Origin of the sequence: Marichromatium sp. PS1 (assembly GCF_041155115.1) — a bacterium.
Lineage (GTDB): Bacteria > Pseudomonadota > Gammaproteobacteria > Chromatiales > Chromatiaceae > Marichromatium > Marichromatium gracile.
Genome location: NZ_BAAFHB010000002.1, coordinates 1376601 through 1394033 on the forward strand (window position 1 = coordinate 1376601; position 17433 = coordinate 1394033).

Annotated in this window: 15 protein-coding genes; 10 read left to right on the top strand and 5 right to left on the bottom strand. The window is 70.2% G+C overall.

The genetic code is table 11. From position 1 onward, the window contains the following. Positions 1–111 precede the first annotated feature (111 nt). The 6 genes from ACAM26_RS07640 to kdsB all read left to right on the top strand — a co-directional run bounded on the left by ACAM26_RS07640 (position 112) and on the right by kdsB (position 7349). Positions 112–2532, top strand: a complete 2421-nt coding sequence (locus ACAM26_RS07640; protein ID WP_369613369.1) for a DNA internalization-related competence protein ComEC/Rec2 — start codon at positions 112–114, stop codon at positions 2530–2532. A 229-nt stretch (positions 2533–2761) separates the two neighbouring features. Beyond that, positions 2762–3391: a MotA/TolQ/ExbB proton channel family protein gene (locus tag ACAM26_RS07645; protein ID WP_123139881.1), complete on the top strand. Its 630-nt coding sequence runs from the start codon at positions 2762–2764 to the stop codon at positions 3389–3391. Continuing rightward, on the top strand, positions 3388–3816 hold the full coding sequence (locus ACAM26_RS07650; RefSeq protein ID WP_369613370.1) for an ExbD/TolR family protein: 429 nt from the start codon (positions 3388–3390) through the stop codon (positions 3814–3816). The genes ACAM26_RS07645 and ACAM26_RS07650 overlap by 4 nt, the downstream gene beginning before the upstream one ends. Next, complete coding sequence (msbA, locus tag ACAM26_RS07655) at positions 3813–5594, top strand: lipid A export permease/ATP-binding protein MsbA (protein WP_123139879.1); 1782 nt, start codon at positions 3813–3815, stop codon at positions 5592–5594. Before ACAM26_RS07650 ends, msbA begins: the two co-directional genes overlap by 4 nt. Further along, the gene (gene lpxK, locus ACAM26_RS07660; RefSeq protein ID WP_369613371.1) at positions 5594–6586 is read left to right on the top strand and encodes a tetraacyldisaccharide 4'-kinase; all 993 of its coding nucleotides are present in this window, start codon (positions 5594–5596) and stop codon (positions 6584–6586) included. The genes msbA and lpxK overlap by 1 nt, the downstream gene beginning before the upstream one ends. Continuing rightward, positions 6579–7349 carry a 3-deoxy-manno-octulosonate cytidylyltransferase gene (gene kdsB / locus ACAM26_RS07665; protein ID WP_123139877.1) on the top strand — a complete coding sequence of 257 codons (771 nt, stop codon included), beginning with the start codon at positions 6579–6581 and terminating at the stop codon, positions 7347–7349. Before lpxK ends, kdsB begins: the two co-directional genes overlap by 8 nt. A gap of 10 nt (positions 7350–7359) precedes the next feature. Here kdsB and ACAM26_RS07670 read toward each other — a convergent pair whose 3' ends face one another. After that, entirely contained in the window at positions 7360–7680 is a 321-nt protein-coding gene (locus tag ACAM26_RS07670; protein WP_005224395.1) for a hypothetical protein, read from the bottom strand. A 164-nt stretch (positions 7681–7844) separates the two neighbouring features. Between ACAM26_RS07670 and ACAM26_RS07675 the strand changes: the two genes are divergently transcribed. Beyond that, on the top strand, positions 7845–8228 hold the full coding sequence (locus ACAM26_RS07675) for a hypothetical protein (RefSeq protein ID WP_369613372.1): 384 nt from the start codon (positions 7845–7847) through the stop codon (positions 8226–8228). A 62-nt stretch (positions 8229–8290) separates the two neighbouring features. Further along, complete coding sequence (locus tag ACAM26_RS07680) at positions 8291–8779, top strand: low molecular weight protein-tyrosine-phosphatase (protein WP_123139875.1); 489 nt, start codon at positions 8291–8293, stop codon at positions 8777–8779. On the opposite strand, the gene ACAM26_RS07685 is transcribed toward ACAM26_RS07680, so the two are convergent. From ACAM26_RS07685 to rne, 4 genes are all read right to left on the bottom strand, one after another. Next, positions 8760–9545, bottom strand: a complete 786-nt coding sequence (locus tag ACAM26_RS07685; protein ID WP_255419376.1) for a DUF2334 domain-containing protein — start codon at positions 9543–9545, stop codon at positions 8760–8762. The two genes, ACAM26_RS07680 and ACAM26_RS07685, sit on opposite strands and share 20 nt — an antisense overlap. After that, positions 9517–10683, bottom strand: coding sequence for a glycosyltransferase (locus tag ACAM26_RS07690; protein WP_369613373.1), 1167 nt, complete (start codon positions 10681–10683; stop codon positions 9517–9519). Before ACAM26_RS07690 ends, ACAM26_RS07685 begins: the two co-directional genes overlap by 29 nt. Then, positions 10677–11906: a sulfotransferase gene (locus ACAM26_RS07695; protein ID WP_369613374.1), complete on the bottom strand. Its 1230-nt coding sequence runs from the start codon at positions 11904–11906 to the stop codon at positions 10677–10679. The genes ACAM26_RS07690 and ACAM26_RS07695 overlap by 7 nt, the downstream gene beginning before the upstream one ends. 145 nt (positions 11907–12051) lie before the next feature. Continuing rightward, complete coding sequence (rne, locus tag ACAM26_RS07700) at positions 12052–15177, bottom strand: ribonuclease E (protein WP_369613375.1); 3126 nt, start codon at positions 15175–15177, stop codon at positions 12052–12054. Between the two features lie 582 nt (positions 15178–15759). On the opposite strand from rne, the gene ACAM26_RS07705 reads away from it, so the two are divergent. Then, complete coding sequence (locus ACAM26_RS07705; protein ID WP_190288044.1) at positions 15760–16761, top strand: RluA family pseudouridine synthase; 1002 nt, start codon at positions 15760–15762, stop codon at positions 16759–16761. Next, the gene (locus ACAM26_RS07710) at positions 16758–17423 is read left to right on the top strand and encodes an HAD-IA family hydrolase (RefSeq protein WP_132230379.1); all 666 of its coding nucleotides are present in this window, start codon (positions 16758–16760) and stop codon (positions 17421–17423) included. Before ACAM26_RS07705 ends, ACAM26_RS07710 begins: the two co-directional genes overlap by 4 nt. Positions 17424–17433 lie beyond the last annotated feature (10 nt).

The following is a 17433-nucleotide window of genomic DNA, read 5'->3' on the forward strand; positions in this document are numbered from 1 at the left end:
CGATTTCTTCACACGGAGAGTCCGACTGGTCTCAGGTGCCGACGCAGGCGCCAAGTATAGGCCAGACGGGTGGCGTGGTGTGCGGATTGTCTACCCGGTCGCCGCCCGCTGGTGCTGATCGCCGCAGCGCTCGCCTTCGTCCTCGGTGTCCTGGCGGCGCTGCCGCTGCCGGTGCTGCCGCCGCCGGGCTGGTTGGTGGTGGCGGCGCTGGTGCTGTCGCCGGGGTGGCGCCGCCCCCTGGTTCGTCTGGCCGGTGTCGCGCTGCTCGGTTTCTGCTGGTCGCTGTGGCCGCTCTCCGTGCCGCTCTGCCAGCCGTTTCCCGATGAGCTGGTGCGCGTCCCCCTGGTCGTCGAGGGGCGGGTCGATGCGCTGCCGGTGCGGCGCGGCGGCGCCACCCGCTTCACCTTCCTGATCGAGCACGCCTCCGCTGCCGGCGAGTCGGTCGAGTTCACTGGCCGGGTCAGCCTGTCCTGGTATCGTGACGCCCCGCTGCTCAGTCCCGGTCAACGCTGGCGGTTGCCGGTCCGGCTCAAGCCCGTGCACGGCTATGCCAACCCGGGCGGATTCGACTACGAGCGCTGGCTGTTCGCGCGACGGGTGGTGGCGACTGGCAATCTGCGCGCCGGCGAGCCGCCGCGGCTGCTCGATCCCGCTCCGTCTGGCTATCGGCTGGCGCGGTTGCGTCAGCGCCTCGCCGATCATCTCGCCGCAACACTCGGCGAGCGCCCGGCGCTCGGTGCGGTGCAGGCGCTCACCCTGGGGTTGCGCGATGCCCTCACGCCGCGCGACTGGGAGGTGCTCACCCGCACCGGCACCAATCACCTGCTGGCGATCTCCGGGCTGCATGTGGCGGTGATCGCAACCGCGGTATTCTGGCTGGCACGCCTGCTGTGGTCGCGCAGTCGGCGCTTGAGCCTGTGGCTCGCCGCGCCCCGCGCCGCTGCACTGTTCGCAGCGGGCGCGGCGCTCGGTTATGCGGCGCTCGCCGGTTTCGCGATCTCCACTCAGCGCGCGCTGATCATGCTCGCGGTGGTACTCGGCGCGCTGTTCTGGCGGCGGCCATTGCGTCCCTGGCAGGGGGTTGTACTGGCGCTCGCCGGGGTGGTCGCGCTCGATCCGCTGGCGCCGCTCGGGGTCGGGTTCTGGCTCTCTTTCGGCGCGGTCGCGGCGATCCTGCTGGCGCTCACCGGACGCCTGCCGAGCCGCTCGCCGTGGCGGCGCTGGGGGCAGGTGCAATGGGCGGTGAGCATCGGGCTGTTGCCCTTGCTGTTGTTGCTGTTCGCCCGTGCCTCGCTGGTCGCGCCCCTGGTCAACCTGGTGGCGGTGGCGCTGTTCTCGCTGCTGCTGCCGCTGTTGCTGGTCGCCGCGGTGTTGAGTCTGCTGCCCGGGCTGGCGGCGCCGCTGCATGCCGTCGCCTGGCTGCTCGAGCAGGGACTCGCTGGTCTCGGCTGGATCGCCGATCAGCCGTGGGCGGCCTTCGCGCTGGCGGCGCGTCCGCCCTGGGTGTGGCTGGCCGCGATCCTGGGCGTCGCGCTGCTGCTCGCCCCGCGCGGACTGCCGGGGCGCTGGCTGGGTCTGGTGGGGCTGGCGGCGCTGGCGCTGGTGCGCCCGCAGCCGCCACCGCCGGGCGCATTGTGGCTGACCCTGGTCGATGTCGGTCAGGGGCTGGCGGTGGTGGCGCGCACCCATGAGCACACCCTGGTCTATGACACCGGCCCAGGGTTCGCCAGTGGCTTCGAGACCGGCAGCGCGGTGCTGGTGCCGCTGTTGCGCGCCCAGGGCGTCGAGCGGGTCGACCGGCTGGTGATCAGCCATGCCGACCGTGACCATGCCGGCGGGCTGGCGGGACTGCGCCGCGGCGTGGAGGTCAGGCGCGTCGATTCGGGCGAGCCGGCTGCGCTTGGCCTCGACGGCGTCGGGCGCTGTCGGGCGGGGCAGGGCTGGTCGTGGTCGGGGGTGCGCTTTCGCTTCCTATACCCAGTGACCGGGGGGGGCTCGGGCAACGATGCCTCCTGCGTGCTGCGCATCGAGGTCGGGGATGTCTCGGTGCTGCTCACCGGCGACATCGGCGCCGCGGTCGAGCGCCAACTCGTCGCGCGCCATGGCGCGGCCCTGCGCAGTCGCGTGCTGGTGCTCGCCCATCACGGCAGCGCCAGCTCGTCGAGCGCGGCGTTGCTCGATGCGGTTGACCCCGAGCTGGCGCTGGTCGCATCGGGCTATGCCAATCACTACGGCTTCCCTGCCGAGACGGTGTGCGCGCGCCTCATCGCGCGTGACATCGAGACGCGAGGGACGGCGCACGAGGGCGCGCTGACACTGCGTCTCGATGCCGAGGGCCTGTCGATCGAGCCGGGTTGGCGCGCCCGCCACGACCGGCTCTGGCGCCACCGCCCCGCAGCCGGCTGCGCCCCGCGCTGCCCCTGGGCCTGCGGTCGCGCCCGTACCCTCTCGGCCTGGTTCGTGCCGCTGCCGGCCCCGCTCACCGCGCCGACCTGTCGGGAGCGAGCGCCGGCCATCAGCCGGACGGATTGAACCGCAAAGAGCGCCAAGGGAAGGGAGTGTTGCGCTTGCAGTGATTCGTGATCGCGCCTCAACAGAGCGCTCGCACTTAAATCCTTTGTCTCCTTTGGGTCTTTGCGGTTCGTATCGGCGACCGATGCCCCGATGGCTGGAGGTCGAGGGCTTCGAGTATCATGAAGGGTCAGTCTCGGCCCATTTGGGGCGAGGCCTTCAGTCACAGTCCGCGCCGAGGAGTTCGCCCTTGCTAGATCTGATGTACGCCGGCGGCTGGTTGATGGTGCCGATCATCGCCAGCTCCGTGGTCGCCACCGCGATCGTCATCGAACGCGCCTGGATGCTGCGCCGTGCCCGCATCATGCCGCCGGGGCTGCTGGCGCGGATCTGGCAGCTCTACCGCCTCGGTCAACTCTCCGACACCCAGATCGAGGAGATCCGCTACGGCTCGCCGCTGGGGCGGATGCTCGCCGCCGGTCTGGCCAATCGGATGCACTCGCGCGAGGTGATGAAGGAGGCGATCGCCGAGACCGGTCGCCAGGTGGTCGTCGAGCTGGAGCGTTTCCTCAACACCCTGGGCACCATCGCCGCGGTGACCCCGCTGCTCGGCCTGCTCGGCACCGTGCTGGGCATGATCGATGTCTTCGCGGTGATCATGGAGGCCGGCGTGGGCAATCCCGGGGTGCTCGCCGGGGGCATCTCCGAGGCGCTGATCACCACCGCCGCCGGGCTCTCGGTGGCGATCCCGACGCTGATGTTCCATCGCTTCTACGACAACCGCGTCTCGCGTCTGGTGGTCGACATGGAGGAGTTGTCGCTGCGTCTGATCGAGGTGATCAAGGGCGAGCGCGAGGATACCGTGGAGGCCGGGGCATGAACCTCCGACCCCAGCGCAAGACCCCGATCGACATCAACCTGACGCCCTTGATCGACGTGGTCTTCCTGCTGCTGATCTTCTTCATGGTCTCGACCAGCTTCAAGGACGAGGCGCGGCTGCGGGTGCAGCTGCCCGAGGCCGAGGGGGTGGCGGCGCCAGCCGAGGAGCCGCCCGAGACCCTGATCATCGTGATCGACGCCGAGGGGGTCTTCTTCATCGGCGAGCGACGGGTGCTCGGTGCCGACGCCGCGACCCTGGGTCGCGCGATCGCCGCCGCGCTCGCCGGGCGCGACAGCGCGCCGGTGCTGATCCAGGCCGATGCCCGCACCCCGCACCAGGCGGTGATGACCGCGCTTGATGCCACCGCGCGCCAAGGACTCAATCAGGTCGCCTTCGCCGCGACCCGCAACGGGGAGGCGCCATGAGCGACCCGCAGACACCATCCCCGGCGCCCGCTGCGGCGAGCGCCATCTATCGCCGCCTGCTCGGCTACGTCCGCCCCTACTGGCGGATGTTCTCCGTCTCCATCGTCGGCATGCTCGCCTTTGCGATCACCGAGCCGCTGTTCGCGGCGATGATGCAGCCGCTGATCGACGGCAGCTTCGTCGAGCGCGACGAGACCGTGGTGCAGATGATGCCCCTGCTGCTGGTCGCGCTCTTTCTCGGGCGCGGTATCGCCGGCTTCGTCAACAACTACTGTCTGAGCTGGGTCGGACGGCGGGTGGTGGCCGATCTCCGCCAGGAGATGTTCGAGCACCTGCTGCGCGCACCGACGCGCTATTTCGACAACACCGGCTCGGGCCATCTGCTCGCCAAGCTCACCTACAACGTCGAGAACGTCGCCACCGCCGCGACCTCGGCGGTCACCACCCTGGTGCGCGACGGCTTCACCGTGCTCGGGCTGATGGCCTACATGCTCTATCTCGACGCCGAGCTGTCGGTGATCTTCCTGCTCATCGGGCCGTTGATGGCCGGCGCCATCAAGTACGCGACCAAGCGCTTTCGCCGTCACAGCAAGCGCATCCAGGACCGTGTCGGCGAGCTCACCCATGTCGCCCAGGAGGTGATCGACGGCCATCGGGTGGTCAAGGCCTTCGGCGGTCAGGCGCGCGAGGCGCGTCACTTCGGCGCGATCAACGAGAAGACCCGTTCGCTGCAGATGAAGATGATCGCCACCGAGGCGGCGAGCGTGCCGCTGGTGCAGCTGATCTCGGCGATGGCGATCGCGGTGATCGTCTATCTCTCGACCATGCAGGGGCTGCAGGACAACATCTCGGTCGGCACCTTCATGTCCTTCATCGTCGCCATGGCACTGCTGCTGCCGCCGGTCAAGCGTCTGACCTCGGTCAACGCCCATCTGCAGCGCGGCATCATCGCCGCCGAGAGCCTGTTCGAGCTGCTCGACGCCGAGGAGGAGGACGACCGCGGGCGCGGCGAGGTCGAGCGGGCCGCCGGACGGATCGAGTATCGCGGCGTCACCCATCGCTACAGCCCGGACAAGCCGCCGGCGATCCGCGAGCTGGAGCTGATCGTCGCCCCGGGCGAGAAGATCGCCCTGGTGGGGCGCTCGGGCAGCGGCAAGAGCACCATCGCCAGCCTGTTGCCACGCTTCTACGACCCCAGCGAGGGCGAGATCCTGATCGACGGCACGCCGATCCGCGACCTCACCCTGGGCTCGTTGCGCCGTCAGATCTCGCTGGTCACCCAGGACGTGGTGCTGTTCAACGACACCATCGCCAACAACATCGCCTATGGCCAGCCCGAGCCGCCGAGCCGCGAGCGGCTCGAACAGGTCGCCGAGAGCGCGCACGCGCTGGAGTTCATCCGCGCCCTGCCGCAGGGCTTCGACACCGTGGTGGGGGATCGCGGCGTGCTGCTCTCGGGCGGTCAGCGCCAGCGTCTGGCGATCGCCCGCGCGATGCTCAAGGACGCCCCCATCCTCATCCTCGACGAGGCGACCTCGGCGCTCGACACCGAGGCCGAGCGCCATATCCAGGCCGCGCTCCAGGAGCTGATGGAGGAGCGCACCACGCTGATGATCGCTCATCGTCTCTCGACCATCGAGCGCGCCGACCGCATCCTCGTGCTCGATGCCGGACGGATCGTCGAGCAGGGCAGCCATCAGGCGCTGCTCGAGCGCAACGGCTATTACGCGCGGCTGCACCGGCTGCAGTTCCACGACGGTCTCGCGGTCGAGGACTGATGCGCTGGATCGATCCGGCCCGCGTCTGGTACGCCCGGCACTGGCTCGGCGTGTTGCTCGCGCCCCTCGGCGCGCTCTATTGCGCGCTCGCCATGCTGCGGCGGCTGGGTTTTCGGCGCGGCTGGCTGGCGAGCACACGGTTGTCGGTGCCGGTGGTGGTGGTCGGCAACCTCAGCGTCGGCGGCACCGGCAAGACCCCGGCGGTGATCGCCCTGGCCCGACTGCTGCGCGAGCACGGCTGGCGACCGGCAGTCCTCACCCGCGGCTATGGCCGGCGCGAGGACGGGGTGCGCCGGGTCGCGCCGAGCGATGCCCCCGAGGAGGTCGGCGACGAGCCGCTGCTGCTCGCGCGCCACGCCGGCTGTCCGGTGGTGGTCGGCGCCGATCGGGTGGCGGCGGGGCGCTTCGCGCTCGATCGCTGCGACTGCGACCTGTTGCTCACCGACGACGGGCTGCAGCACTACCGTCTGGCGCGCGATATCGAGATCGCCGTGGTCGATGGTCGCCGTGGGCTGGGCAACCGCCGCTGTCTGCCGGCCGGGCCGCTGCGCGAGCCGCCGCGCCGGCTCGAGGCGGTCGACCTGGTGCTCCATAACGGCGGTGAGGCGCCGCCGGGGGCGGGGCGGATGCGACTGGTGCCGGGCGCGGCGCTGGCGCTCGATGGGTCCGGGCGCAGCCGTCCGTTGGCGGCCTTCCGGGACCGGCGGGTGTGTGCGGTGGCGGGGATCGGCAATCCCGATCGTTTCTTCGCCATGCTCGAGACGCACGGTCTGGTGCTCGACCCGCGCCCCTATCCCGATCATCACGACTTCACCGCCGCCGAGGTCGCGGCCTGGCCCGCGGGGCCGGTGCTGATGACCGAGAAGGACGCGGTCAAGTGCGCCCGGTTTGGTGGCGGTGATCACTGGTATGTCCCTGTCGAGGCCGAGTTCGATGCCGACTCGCTGGCGGGGCTGTTGACTCGACTGGCAAGGGTGAAGAGGCATGGCTAAGGGTTTCAAGGTGGTGATTCCGGCGCGTTACGGTTCCTCCAGGCTGCCGGGCAAGCCGCTGCTGGAGATCGCCGGGGAGCCGATGATCCGGCACGTGGTGGCGCGGGCCTGCGCCAGCGGCGCCGACGAGGTGGTGGTGGCGAGTGATGACGCGCGCATCCTCGATGCCTGCGCCGGACTCGGTGCCGCGACCCAGCTGACCGCGACGGAGCACCGCAGCGGCACCGAGCGGGTAGCCGAGGTGATCGCCGCGCGTGGTTGGGAGGCCGACACCGTGGTGGTCAACCTGCAGGGCGATGAGCCCTGCATGCCGGCGGCGCTGATCGACCAGGTGGCGAGCGACCTGGCCGGGTGCGCTGGGGCGGGGATGGCGACCCTGGCCTCGCCGATCCGGCGGGTCGAGGCGCTGTTCGATCCGCACGTGGTCAAGGTGGTGACCGATGTCGAGGGCTTCGCGCTCTACTTCTCGCGCGCGCCGCTGCCCTGGCATCGCGACGAGTTCCTCGGCAGCCGCGCGAGCCTGCCCGAGTCGGTGACCTTCCTCCGTCACATCGGGCTCTACGCCTATCGCGCCGGGTTCCTCGAGCGCTATCTCGCCTGGCCGCCGGCACCGCTCGAGGTCGCCGAGTCGCTCGAACAGCTGCGCGTGCTGTGGCACGGCGAGCGTATCCATGTCGGCATCGCCGAGCGCACCCCCGGCCCCGGGGTCGATACCCGCGAGGACCTGGGGCGTGCCGAGGCGTGGATGAGCGCCGACGACTGACGCGTCGCCCTCAGTGGCGCCGTGCGAGGGTCGGGGTGAGGGTGTCGAGCAGTTCGCGCAGCGGTGCCGAGGGGCAGCGGTGACGGTCGAACAGCGGTACCTGCAGCAGGGTATTGCGTCGCTGGCGCGGCCGGCCGTACTGGTCGGCCTGGATCTCGGCGGCGTGCTCGTCGTCCGACTCGAGGATCAGCAACTCCTCGCCGGGGAGCAGGTCGATCAGTCGCCAGGAGGCGCCGCGCAGCCGACAGCGGCGCCCGAGCAGTGTGCGGACCTGGTGCAGCAGCGCCTCGCGGTCGTGCCTGCCCTGTGGGGTCGTGGGTCTGGTGTGCATCGCGCCTCCCGGGTGGGTGTAGCCTGTCGCCGTCGTCTCGGCCTCCGTGCCGCGTCTGTCCCTGTGCTCGATGATGGCGCCACCGGGTTGAGCTTTCCAGTCGCGGACTCCAGCACCTGACCTTGCGGGTCAATCACGCGGACAGGCCGCTGGAGGTCGAGACCATGAGTGCACCGATCATCCGTACCTTCGTCACCGTCTTCATCTGGACGCTCGCCATGCCCGTGGTCGGGGGCGATGCCGCCGCGGTCGGAGCCGCGGAGGCTGCTGGTGCCGGCGGTTGGTTGCGACTCGAGGGCGCTGCCCGCGCACCCGCCGGTCGCCGCCCGGCGCCGACCCGGCAGACGGGCACGCGGCTGCTCGAGCAGCGCCAGGACGAGCGGCGCGCCTGGCAGTCGCTGCGGCGTGAGTCGCGCGCCGCTTCCCCGTCCCTTGACGCGCCGGCGCGCGACAGCGGCGGCTGGCGGTTGCGGCTCGAGCGCCAGAGCGCCGCCCAGGCACGCCAGCGCGAGGCGCAGCGGCTCAGACGCGAGCGTGCCGGCGACTGAGTCCGGCGTCGGGCGCTGCTATGATCGGGACGGTGTCAGCCAGCGATAGAGGGAGTAGCGAGGTGAAACACGAGATCAAGGCCAGGGTTCTGTTCGTCTGCATGGGCAATATCTGTCGTTCGCCGACCGCCCACGGCGTCTTTCGTCAACTGCTGCGCGCCCGTGGGCTCGAACAGCTCGTCGAGATCGACTCGGCCGGCACCCATGCCTATCACGTCGGCGCGCGCCCGGATCAGCGCGCCAGCGACACGGCGCGCGCCCGTGGCATCGATATCCGCGACCTGCGCGCTCGGTGTGTCGGCGCCGATGACTTCGAGCGCTTCGACTATGTGCTGGCGATGGATCAGGACAACTACGCGCATCTCGCCGCGCTCTGCCCGCCCGGGCTGGAGTCGCGCCTGGGGCTGTTGATGGACTTCGCCCCGGACTATTCGCAGCGCGAGGTGCCCGATCCCTACTACGGCGGTCGGCGCGGCTTCGATCAGGTCTTCGACATGGTCGAGGCGGCCGCGCGCGGTCTGCTCGAGGATCTCAACGCACGTTTTCTGTGACCCCGGCGCCGTCGCCTTCGTCGTGGTCCGGGCGGCGCTCGGTGAGCGCGGCATAGCGGCTGTGATGACGGTAGCGTCGCAGGTCCTGGCGCAGCGATTCGGCCAGACGCAGTTCGAGATCCCGTGGGTGGATGCCGATGCGCAGCCATCCCCGGGCGCGCGCGCGGCTGCGGTTGATGCGGTTCCACAGCCGGACCGCGCGGGCGCGCGCCGCGGTGTCGGCCTCGTAGCCGAGCATCGGCACCGGCGCGAACAGTCCGCTCTCGGCCGAGAGCACCCCGGAGAGGTACTCGTAGCGCTCGAAGGGCAGCTCGGCGAGCGCCGAGCGCGCGATCCGGCCCATCGCCCAGGCCGGCGGCACATAGAGTTCGGGCGCGTCCAGCCCCTGATCGCCGAACCAGGCGTGACAGCGGTTGACCAGCGCGCCGATGCCCTCGGCATCGAGCGCCAGGTGCTCGGCGACGTCACGCGAGATGAGGCGCGCGTGCAGGCGGTGATACCAGCCGCCGTAGCGCTCGACCCGATGGTGCCAGCCGTGTCCGGCCAGCTCGTGGCCGCGTCGCTGCCACTGGCGTAGCCGCGCGAGGGCGGTGCGATCCCAGGCGCCGCCGGGGATCACCAGCAGGGTGACCGGATAGACCCGCTCGGCCTCGAGCAGGGCGAGCAACCGCTCGACCCGAGGCAGGGTCTCGGGCATCACATCATGCACCGAGACCAGGGTCCTGGGGGTGGTGTCGTCAGTCGCGCATGTCGACGCTGTGTCCATGATCGCCCGAGAGTACCGATAGCCAGTGTTGAAGGTTGCGGCGGTTGATCTCGATCGCCGCCGCGCGTGCCAGGTGCGCCTTGCGCTCGCGCAGTGCCGGGTCGAGCGCGCGGACCCGCGCCAGTGCCTCGGCGAGCGTCTCGTCCTCGCCGATCGCGTGCAGCCCGCGTCCGAGCAGCTCCCAACTGAGGATACCGCATGCCGAGGAAACCACCACGGTGCGCGCGCGCGCCATCGCCTCGAGCGCGATGGTGCCGAAGGACTCGACCCGGGAGGGCAGCACCAGGGCGTCGACCGAATCGAGCAGGGCCATGATCTGGCCGCGCCGCACCCAGCCGAGATGTCTGAGGTTGGGATGCTCGGCGCAGCGTTGCTCGAGCCAGGGGCGCAGCGGCCCGTCGCCGGCGACCAGGAATTCGATCTCGGGGAGTCGTTGTGCGGCCTCGACGATACTCTCGAGGTTCTTCTCCGGGGCCAGTCGACCGGCGAACAGGACCCGCCCGAGTCGGGGTGCGACCGGTCGCGGCGGGCAGTCGAGAAAGCGCTTGGCGATCGGCGTGGCCATCAGCGCGGCGCGGTCGGCGCCGATGCGTCGTGCCACCTCGACCATCTCGTGGGAGTTGGCGAGCACCAGCTGGCTGCGGCGGAACAGCATGCGGTGGCAGGTGCCGAGATAGGCGTGGGCCACGCGCGCGCGCAGGCCGCTCCACTCGGGGAAGAGGTCGGTGAGCGCCTCGAAGTGGGTGTGGAAGCCGACCACCAGGGCGATATCGCGCCGCCCGGCCAGGTGCATGCCGAGCATGCCGAAGGGGCCGGGGGTGGGGACGACGATGGCGTTGGGACGCAGCCGGCGCAGTCGGCCGCTGACCAGCGGCCAGGAAGGCAGCAGCAGCCTCTGGGTCGGGTCGCCGGGGAGCGGGAAGGTCAGTCCGCCGTGCCAGCTGCCGCGGCGATAGCGTGGCGCGATCAACTCGACCCGGGCGCCGGCGGCGCGCAGATGATCGGCGAGGTCGCGATAGTAGGCGCCGACCCCGTTACGCTCGGGGGCGGCGTCGGAGAGGATGGCCACGCGTAGCCCCGAGGCGTCGATCGGGTCGGACTGCGCGGTGAGCTGGTCTGGGCACGAGGTGCTCAACATGGCAACGCGGTTTCCGTGGTTCGCGTGGGTGCCGGGGGTGCGGCGGATGGCGGCGCGTCCCGATCATCGATGGCACGCGCACACAGACGACGATAGCAGGCGCCGAGCTCGTGTTCGATACGCTCGGCGTCGAGTCCGAACTGCGCGAGGCTGTACTGGTGCGCGCTGCGATAGCGTCGGGCATGGCGCTGACGCTGCTGGAGGCGGGCGCGGTAGTCGGCGTCGAGCGTGAGTCCGAGCTGGTTGTAGATGGTCTCGATGCTCGGGCCGAGCTGCCCGCGCAGCTGCGCCATGGTCACCCAGGCGCAGCGTTCGACCGGGACGTCGGCGAGGGTCTGTTCGAGGTTGTGGTAGTAGAAGCCGAGCTGCTCGATCATGCGTCGCGCGAACGCGGGCTCGACCGCGCCGACGCCGAACAGCTTGGCGCCGCCGGCGATCGAGCTCAGTTGCGAGGGCAGGGTCTCCTGCGGGGCGCGCAGACAGACCACGAAGCGGGCGTCGGGATAGCGCGCGCGCAGCGCCCCGGCGAGCGGGGCGAAGGCGGCGTTCTTCGACAGCAGTCGCTTGTCCGTGCCGTGGACGTAGAGATGGCGCTGCAGACAGCGATGATGGTGCTCGAGGAGCTGGCTGCGCAGCGGCTCGGGCATGTCGCGGTCGAAGCTGCCCATCCGCCACAGCCGGCTCGAGTCGGGGAAGGGGAGGATGAGGATGAAGCAGGCGAGCGCTGGCAGCAGTGCGAAGTAGTCCTCCTCGGGGTCATCGAGGCGCATGCTGTGGACCGCGTCCAGGGCGCCGAAGGCGTGGCGCTCGATCCGGCGCAACAGCCGGGCGAGCGGGGCGCCGAGCCGGGCGTCGAGTCGGCCGAGGCCGAGCCAGAAGCGGCGGGCGGTGATCGAGAGCGCGAACAGACACTCCCAGGTGGTGAAGGTGGTGACACCGGGATCCTCGGCCAGCACCCGGTGGAGATGGGTGGTGCCGCTGCGCGGTACGCCGAGGATGAACAGCGGCTCGCGGACCTGGACCCGGCGATAGTCGGGGTAGAGCAGCTCGTCGAGCGCCAGCCCGAGCCAGTGGATCAGCTGGACCAGGGCGAACAGCGGCACGAAGCCGAGCATCAGCAGGGGGCGGAGATAACCCGCCCGGCCGGCGCCGCGCCTGGGGAGGAGGGCGCGCAGGGCGAGCCCGAGGAGGTGCAGCTGGCTGGAGATGAAGAGTCTGAACATCGTCCGTCCTCAGCCCGGGCGCCGCCACGAGTGCGCCTGCGGGCTCCGGTGGTGCATGCGTGCGGGTCGCCGATGACGACCCGCACGGGTTCAGGGTAACCGCAGCAGGGCGGACCCTAGCACGCACGAGGTGACGATCGCGACCTCAGTCGCCGTCTTCCTGCGTGATCCGTTTCTCGCTCTCGACGGTGGCCGCGGGTCGCGGGGCGCGTTCCGGCGCTGCCGCTGGCGCCTCGGTGGCGGGTTTGGGCGCCGCGGGGGGCGTCTGTGGTCGCGACTCCGGGGGCGGTGTGGGCGCACTCGTCGCGGTCTCTGAGTGAGACTGCGCCTCGCGGGTCGGTTCGGACCTGCTCACCGTGGCGCTCTTGTGCTCGCCGCTCTCGGGTTTCGAGGTCGCCGCGGGTTGCTCCCCGGCGGGCTTCGGCCTGGGCGCCGCGGTCTCAGCGCTGGGCGCCTCGGCAGTCGGCTTGTCCTTGCCCGGTTCAGGCTTGGCTGTCTCGGCAGTCGGCTTGTCCTTGCCCGGTTCAGGCTTGGCTGTCTCGGCAGTCGGCTTGTCCTTGCCCGGTTCAGGCTTGGCTGTCTCGGCGACCGGCCTGTCCTTGCCCGGTTCAGGCTTGGCTGTCTCGGCAGCCGGCCTGTCCTTGCCCGGTTCAGGCTTGGCTGTCTCGGCAGTCGGCTTGTCCTTGCCCGACTCCGGCTTGGCTGTCTCGGCAGTCGGCTTGTCCTTGCCCGCTTCAGGCTTGGCTGACGCGGCGGTCGACTTGTCCTTGGCAGTCTCCGGCTTGGGCGCTGCGGCGCTCGATTGGCCCTGGGACGGCTCCGACTTCGCCCTCGCGGACTGTCTGTCGCTGTCCGACTGCTTGGCCTCGGCACCTGTCTGGGGCGCGGGCAGGAGCGCCTGTGGCTTGTGCCGGGTCTCGGTGGCCGGTGCCTCTGTCTCCGTCGCTGCATTGTGCTCGACGCGTGACTGGGTCGGTGCGCGTTCGCGGTCGTTGCCGTTGGGCTGCTCGTTGCCGCCGTTGGTGGGGGTGCTGCGGCGGCGGTTGCGTCCGCCGCGTCGCCGCCGGGTCGAGCGCGGTCGTTCGCCGGCACCATCCTGTTGTGGCGTCGTGTTCTCGCCGTTGCCCTTGGCCGTCTCCGGTGCCGACCGCTCCGTTCTCGCCTCGGTGCTGCGTCTGGACTGTTCCTGGGCCTCGTCGGCATCGCTGCGCTGCGGCTTGTTGGATTCACCACCCTGGGGTTGTTGCGGCTCGCGCGTGCGCTCGTCGTCACCCTTGCCCTTGGCGGCGCGACCGCCGTTCTCGTTGCGGCGGGGACGATTGCGTGTGCTGCTGCGTCGGCTGCGGCCCTCGCCGTTGCGCGCGCTGCGGCCGCTCTCCTCGCCTTCGCCGCCGCGCCCCTCCGGAGGGGTGCTGCGCTTGCGCTCGCGGGACTTGCCACCCTCGCCCTCGCCGCGGGGCTTGGCGTGGCCACGCTCGGAGTGGTGTTGAGATTCGCTCTGGGGGCTCGCCGGGGCCTCGATCTGGCGCGGTGCAAACAACCCGGTCCAGATCCGTTTGATCAGGCTCTCGGGCTCGCTGCGCTCGGGCTCCTGAAGTCCGGCCGGGGTCTTGGGCGTCGTCCGCTGCGGGTTCGGGCGCTGCTGCGGCACCGGGGTGGCGGGGGTGACCTGCTTGACCGCCGGCTCCTCGATACGCGGTGGCGCGGTCAGTCGGGTATAGCGCGACTCGGCCTCCGGCTCGGGCGGGGCCGCGGCGATCTCGTAGCTCTGTCGGCCCTCGTCCTGCTTGGTGACATCCTGGGTGCGGATGCGCTCGATCTGGTAGTCGGGGGTGAGCAGGTGTTCGTTCGGGACCAGCAGGATCTCGACCTCCTGGCGCTGCTCGATGTCGACGATGGTGCGGCGTTTCTCGTTGAGCAGGAAGGTGGCGACGCTGACCGGCAGGTGGGCGAGGATGCGCTGGGTGTTGTCCTTCATCGCCTCCTCTTCGATTATCCGCAGGATCGACAGGCCCAGCGAGTCGACCCCGCGGATGGTGCCCTGACCCTTGCAGCGCGGGCAGACCTGCTGGCTCGATTCGCCGAGCGAGGGACGCAGTCGCTGGCGCGACATCTCCAGCAGCCCGAAGCGCGAGATCCGCGCCACCTGGACGCGGGCGCGGTCCTGCTTGAGCGCCTCGCGCAGCCGGTTCTCGACCTCGCGCTGGTTCTTCGGCGGGGTCATGTCGATGAAGTCGATCACGAACAAGCCGCCGAGGTCGCGCAGGCGCAGCTGGCGAGCGATCTCGTCGGCCGCCTCGAGGTTGGTGTTGAGCGCCGTCTCCTCGATGTCGGCGCCCTTGGTGGCGCGCGCCGAGTTGATGTCGATGGCGGTGAGCGCCTCGCCGTGGTCGATCACGATCGAGCCGCCCGAGGGCAGACGCACCTCACGCTGGAAGGCCGACTCGATCTGGGTCTCGATCTGGTAGCGGGTGAACAGCGGCACCTCGTCGTCGTAGCGGCGCAGTTTCTTGATGTTCTGCGGCATCACCTGACGGATGAAGGTCTCGGCGCGTTCGTAGACGGCGGCGTCGTCGATGACGATCTCGCCGATGTCGGCGCGCAGATAGTCGCGGATCGAGCGGATGATGACATCGCTCTCCTGATAGATCAGGAAGGGCGCCTTGCGCTGCTCGCCAGAGGTCTCGATCGCCTTCCACAGCTGCAGCAGGTAGTCGAGATCCCACTGCAGTTCCTCGACGCTCTTGCCGACGCCGGCGGTGCGCACGATCAGCCCCATGTCCTCGGGGATCTCGAGCTGGCTCATGGCGTCGCGCAGCTCGCTGCGGTCCTGGCCCTCGATGCGGCGCGACACCCCGCCGGCGCGCGGGTTGTTGGGCATCAGCACCAGATAGCGCCCGGCCAGCGAGATGAAGGTGGTGAGCGCCGCGCCCTTGTTGCCGCGCTCCTCCTTGTCGATCTGCACCACCACCTCGCGGCCCTCGCGTACCGCCTCCTTGATGTTGATGCGCGAGCCGGGCTTGACCGAGTCGGGCTCGAAATAGGCGCGGGCGATCTCTTTGAGGGGGAGGAAGCCGTGGCGCTCGGCGCCATAGTCGACGAAGGCGGCCTCGAGGCTGGGCTCGACGCGGGTGATGGTGCCCTTGTAGATGTTGGCCTTCTTCAGTTCCCGGCCGGGGGATTCGATGTCGAGGTTGTAGAGCAGTTGACCGTCGACGGTCGCGACGCGCAACTCTTCCGGCTGAGTTGCGTTGATCAGCATTCTTTTCATGTTGTTCCTTCTCTCACCACGGCGCGTGTCCCGTCATGGGGGACGGTTCGCCGCGGACCCCCGGTGGCTGACCTGGGGGCGGCTCGGCGCGTTGCCGTTCGTCCCACGGTGAGCAAGGATCCGACGGCATCAGCACTGTCCGTTCGGTCGCCTCCAGACGGGACCCGGAACGGGCACGCGCGCATGAACTATCGTTGACGGGCGCTGGCGGGCGCCCGCGGGTTCTTGTCCCCGTCCATGCGGAGGGGGAGGTGTTCGGAGCGGCGAGGGTGGTGCCGGATGCGTTGGCCTGCCTTGGCGCACGGCGCGCGGAACGCAGAGGGTGTAGAATGCGCGATTGCTCGCTGCTCGAGTCCGCGCGCGATACCCAATGCTGCCCTCGGGCAGGCGTGGCTAAGATGTCGAAAGACGGCTTCCGGCGCGAAGGCGTCGTCCCGGCCGGTTTCGAGTGGGCGCGGACCAACCTTCGGCTGCGCTCGCCGCTCCCGGAATGATCGATATTCCACAGGCCAGCGCAAGCGATTCATGGTAGCAGCGAAGACTATTAGCATCAATTGAGCCAACAAGGCAAGGCTATCCCCTTTGAGTCCACCAGATTCCCATCCAGATCCCGCGTCCGCCAAGGGCGGTGCGGATACCGGGCCGCGTCTGGTCCGCGTCGATGCCGAGTCCGACGGACAGCGTATCGATAACTTCCTGCTCCGTTTCATCAAGGGCGTTCCGCGCAGCCATCTCTATCGCATACTCCGTCGTGGAGAGGTGCGGGTGAACAAGGGGCGGGTCAAGGCCAGCCATCGGCTGCGCGCCGGGGACATGGTGCGCATCCCGCCGCTGCGTCTGCCCGAGCAGCGCGCCCCGGCGCGCGCGCCCGAGGGCTGGCTGGCGCGGCTCGAGGGCGCGGTGCTCTACGAGGACAACCGGCTGCTGGTGATCGACAAGCCCTCGGGGCTGGCGGTGCACGGCGGCAGCGGACTGAGCTTCGGGCTGATCGAATCGCTGCGCCAGCTCCATCCCGGGCGCGAGCTCGAGCTGGTGCACCGGCTCGATCGCGACACCTCCGGTTGCCTGGTGGTGACCAAGCGGCGCAGCGCGCTGCGCGAGCTGCACCGGATGATGCGCGAGGATGGCATCGAGAAGCGCTATCTGGCGTTGATCGGCGGCGAGCTGCCGCGCGCCGAGATGACCGTCGACGCGCCGCTGCGCAAGAACGTGCTGCGCGGCGGCGAGCGCATGGTCAGCGTCGATCCGGTCGAGGGCAAGGCCTCGCGCACCCGCTTCCGCCGGCTGCGGCGCTTGCGCGCCGGGTCGCGGGTGGCGACCCTGGTCGAGGCCACCCTGGTCACCGGCCGCACCCATCAGATCCGCGTCCATGCCGCCCATCTCGGCGCGCCGCTCGCCGGCGACCCCAAATACGGTGACGATGACTGGAACCGGGAACTCAGGGCGCTCGGGCTCGATCGATTGTTCCTGCACGCCGCGGCGCTGAGCTTTCGCGCCGAATACATGAGTCGGCCGCTGCACGTCGAGGCGCCGCTGCCGGAGACGCTGCAGCGGCTGCTGGACGCACTGGAGGAGACCGCGTGAGTTTCGAGCTGATCGTGTTCGACTGGGACGGCACCCTGATGGATTCCGAGGCCCATATCGTCGATTGCATGCAGCGTGCCTTCGTCGAGCTGGGCCTGGAGCCGCCGCCGCGCGAGGCGGCGCGCGAGATCATCGGGCTGAGCCTGGAGCGGGGCACGCGGGAGTTGCTGCCGGGGGCTGAGCCCGAGGTCTATGAGGCGCTGATCCTCGCCTATCGGCGTCGCTTCCTCGGTGCCACGCCGAACGCCTCGGCGTTGTTCGCGGGCGCCGCCGAGGTGCTCTCGACGCTGACCGAGCGCGGCTGTCGGCTGGCGGTGGCCACCGGCAAGAGTCGCGCCGGGCTCGACAAGGCGCTGCGCGAGACCGGGCTGGGCGGTTTCTTCCATGCCACCCGTTGCGCCGACGAGACCTTCTCCAAGCCCCACCCGCAGATGCTCCTGGAGCTGATGGACGAGCTCGGCGCCAGTGCCGCCGAGACGCTGATGATCGGTGATACCGAGTTCGACATGCAGATGGCGCGCAACGCCGGGGTGGCGGGGTTGGCCGTGAGCTACGGGGTTCACCCCCCGGAGCGACTGCGCGCGCACCAGCCGCTGGACTGTCTGGACGCGGTGAGCGCGATCCCGGAGTGGCTGGCCGCGCGTGCGATGACCGAGATCTGAAGCAGGACGG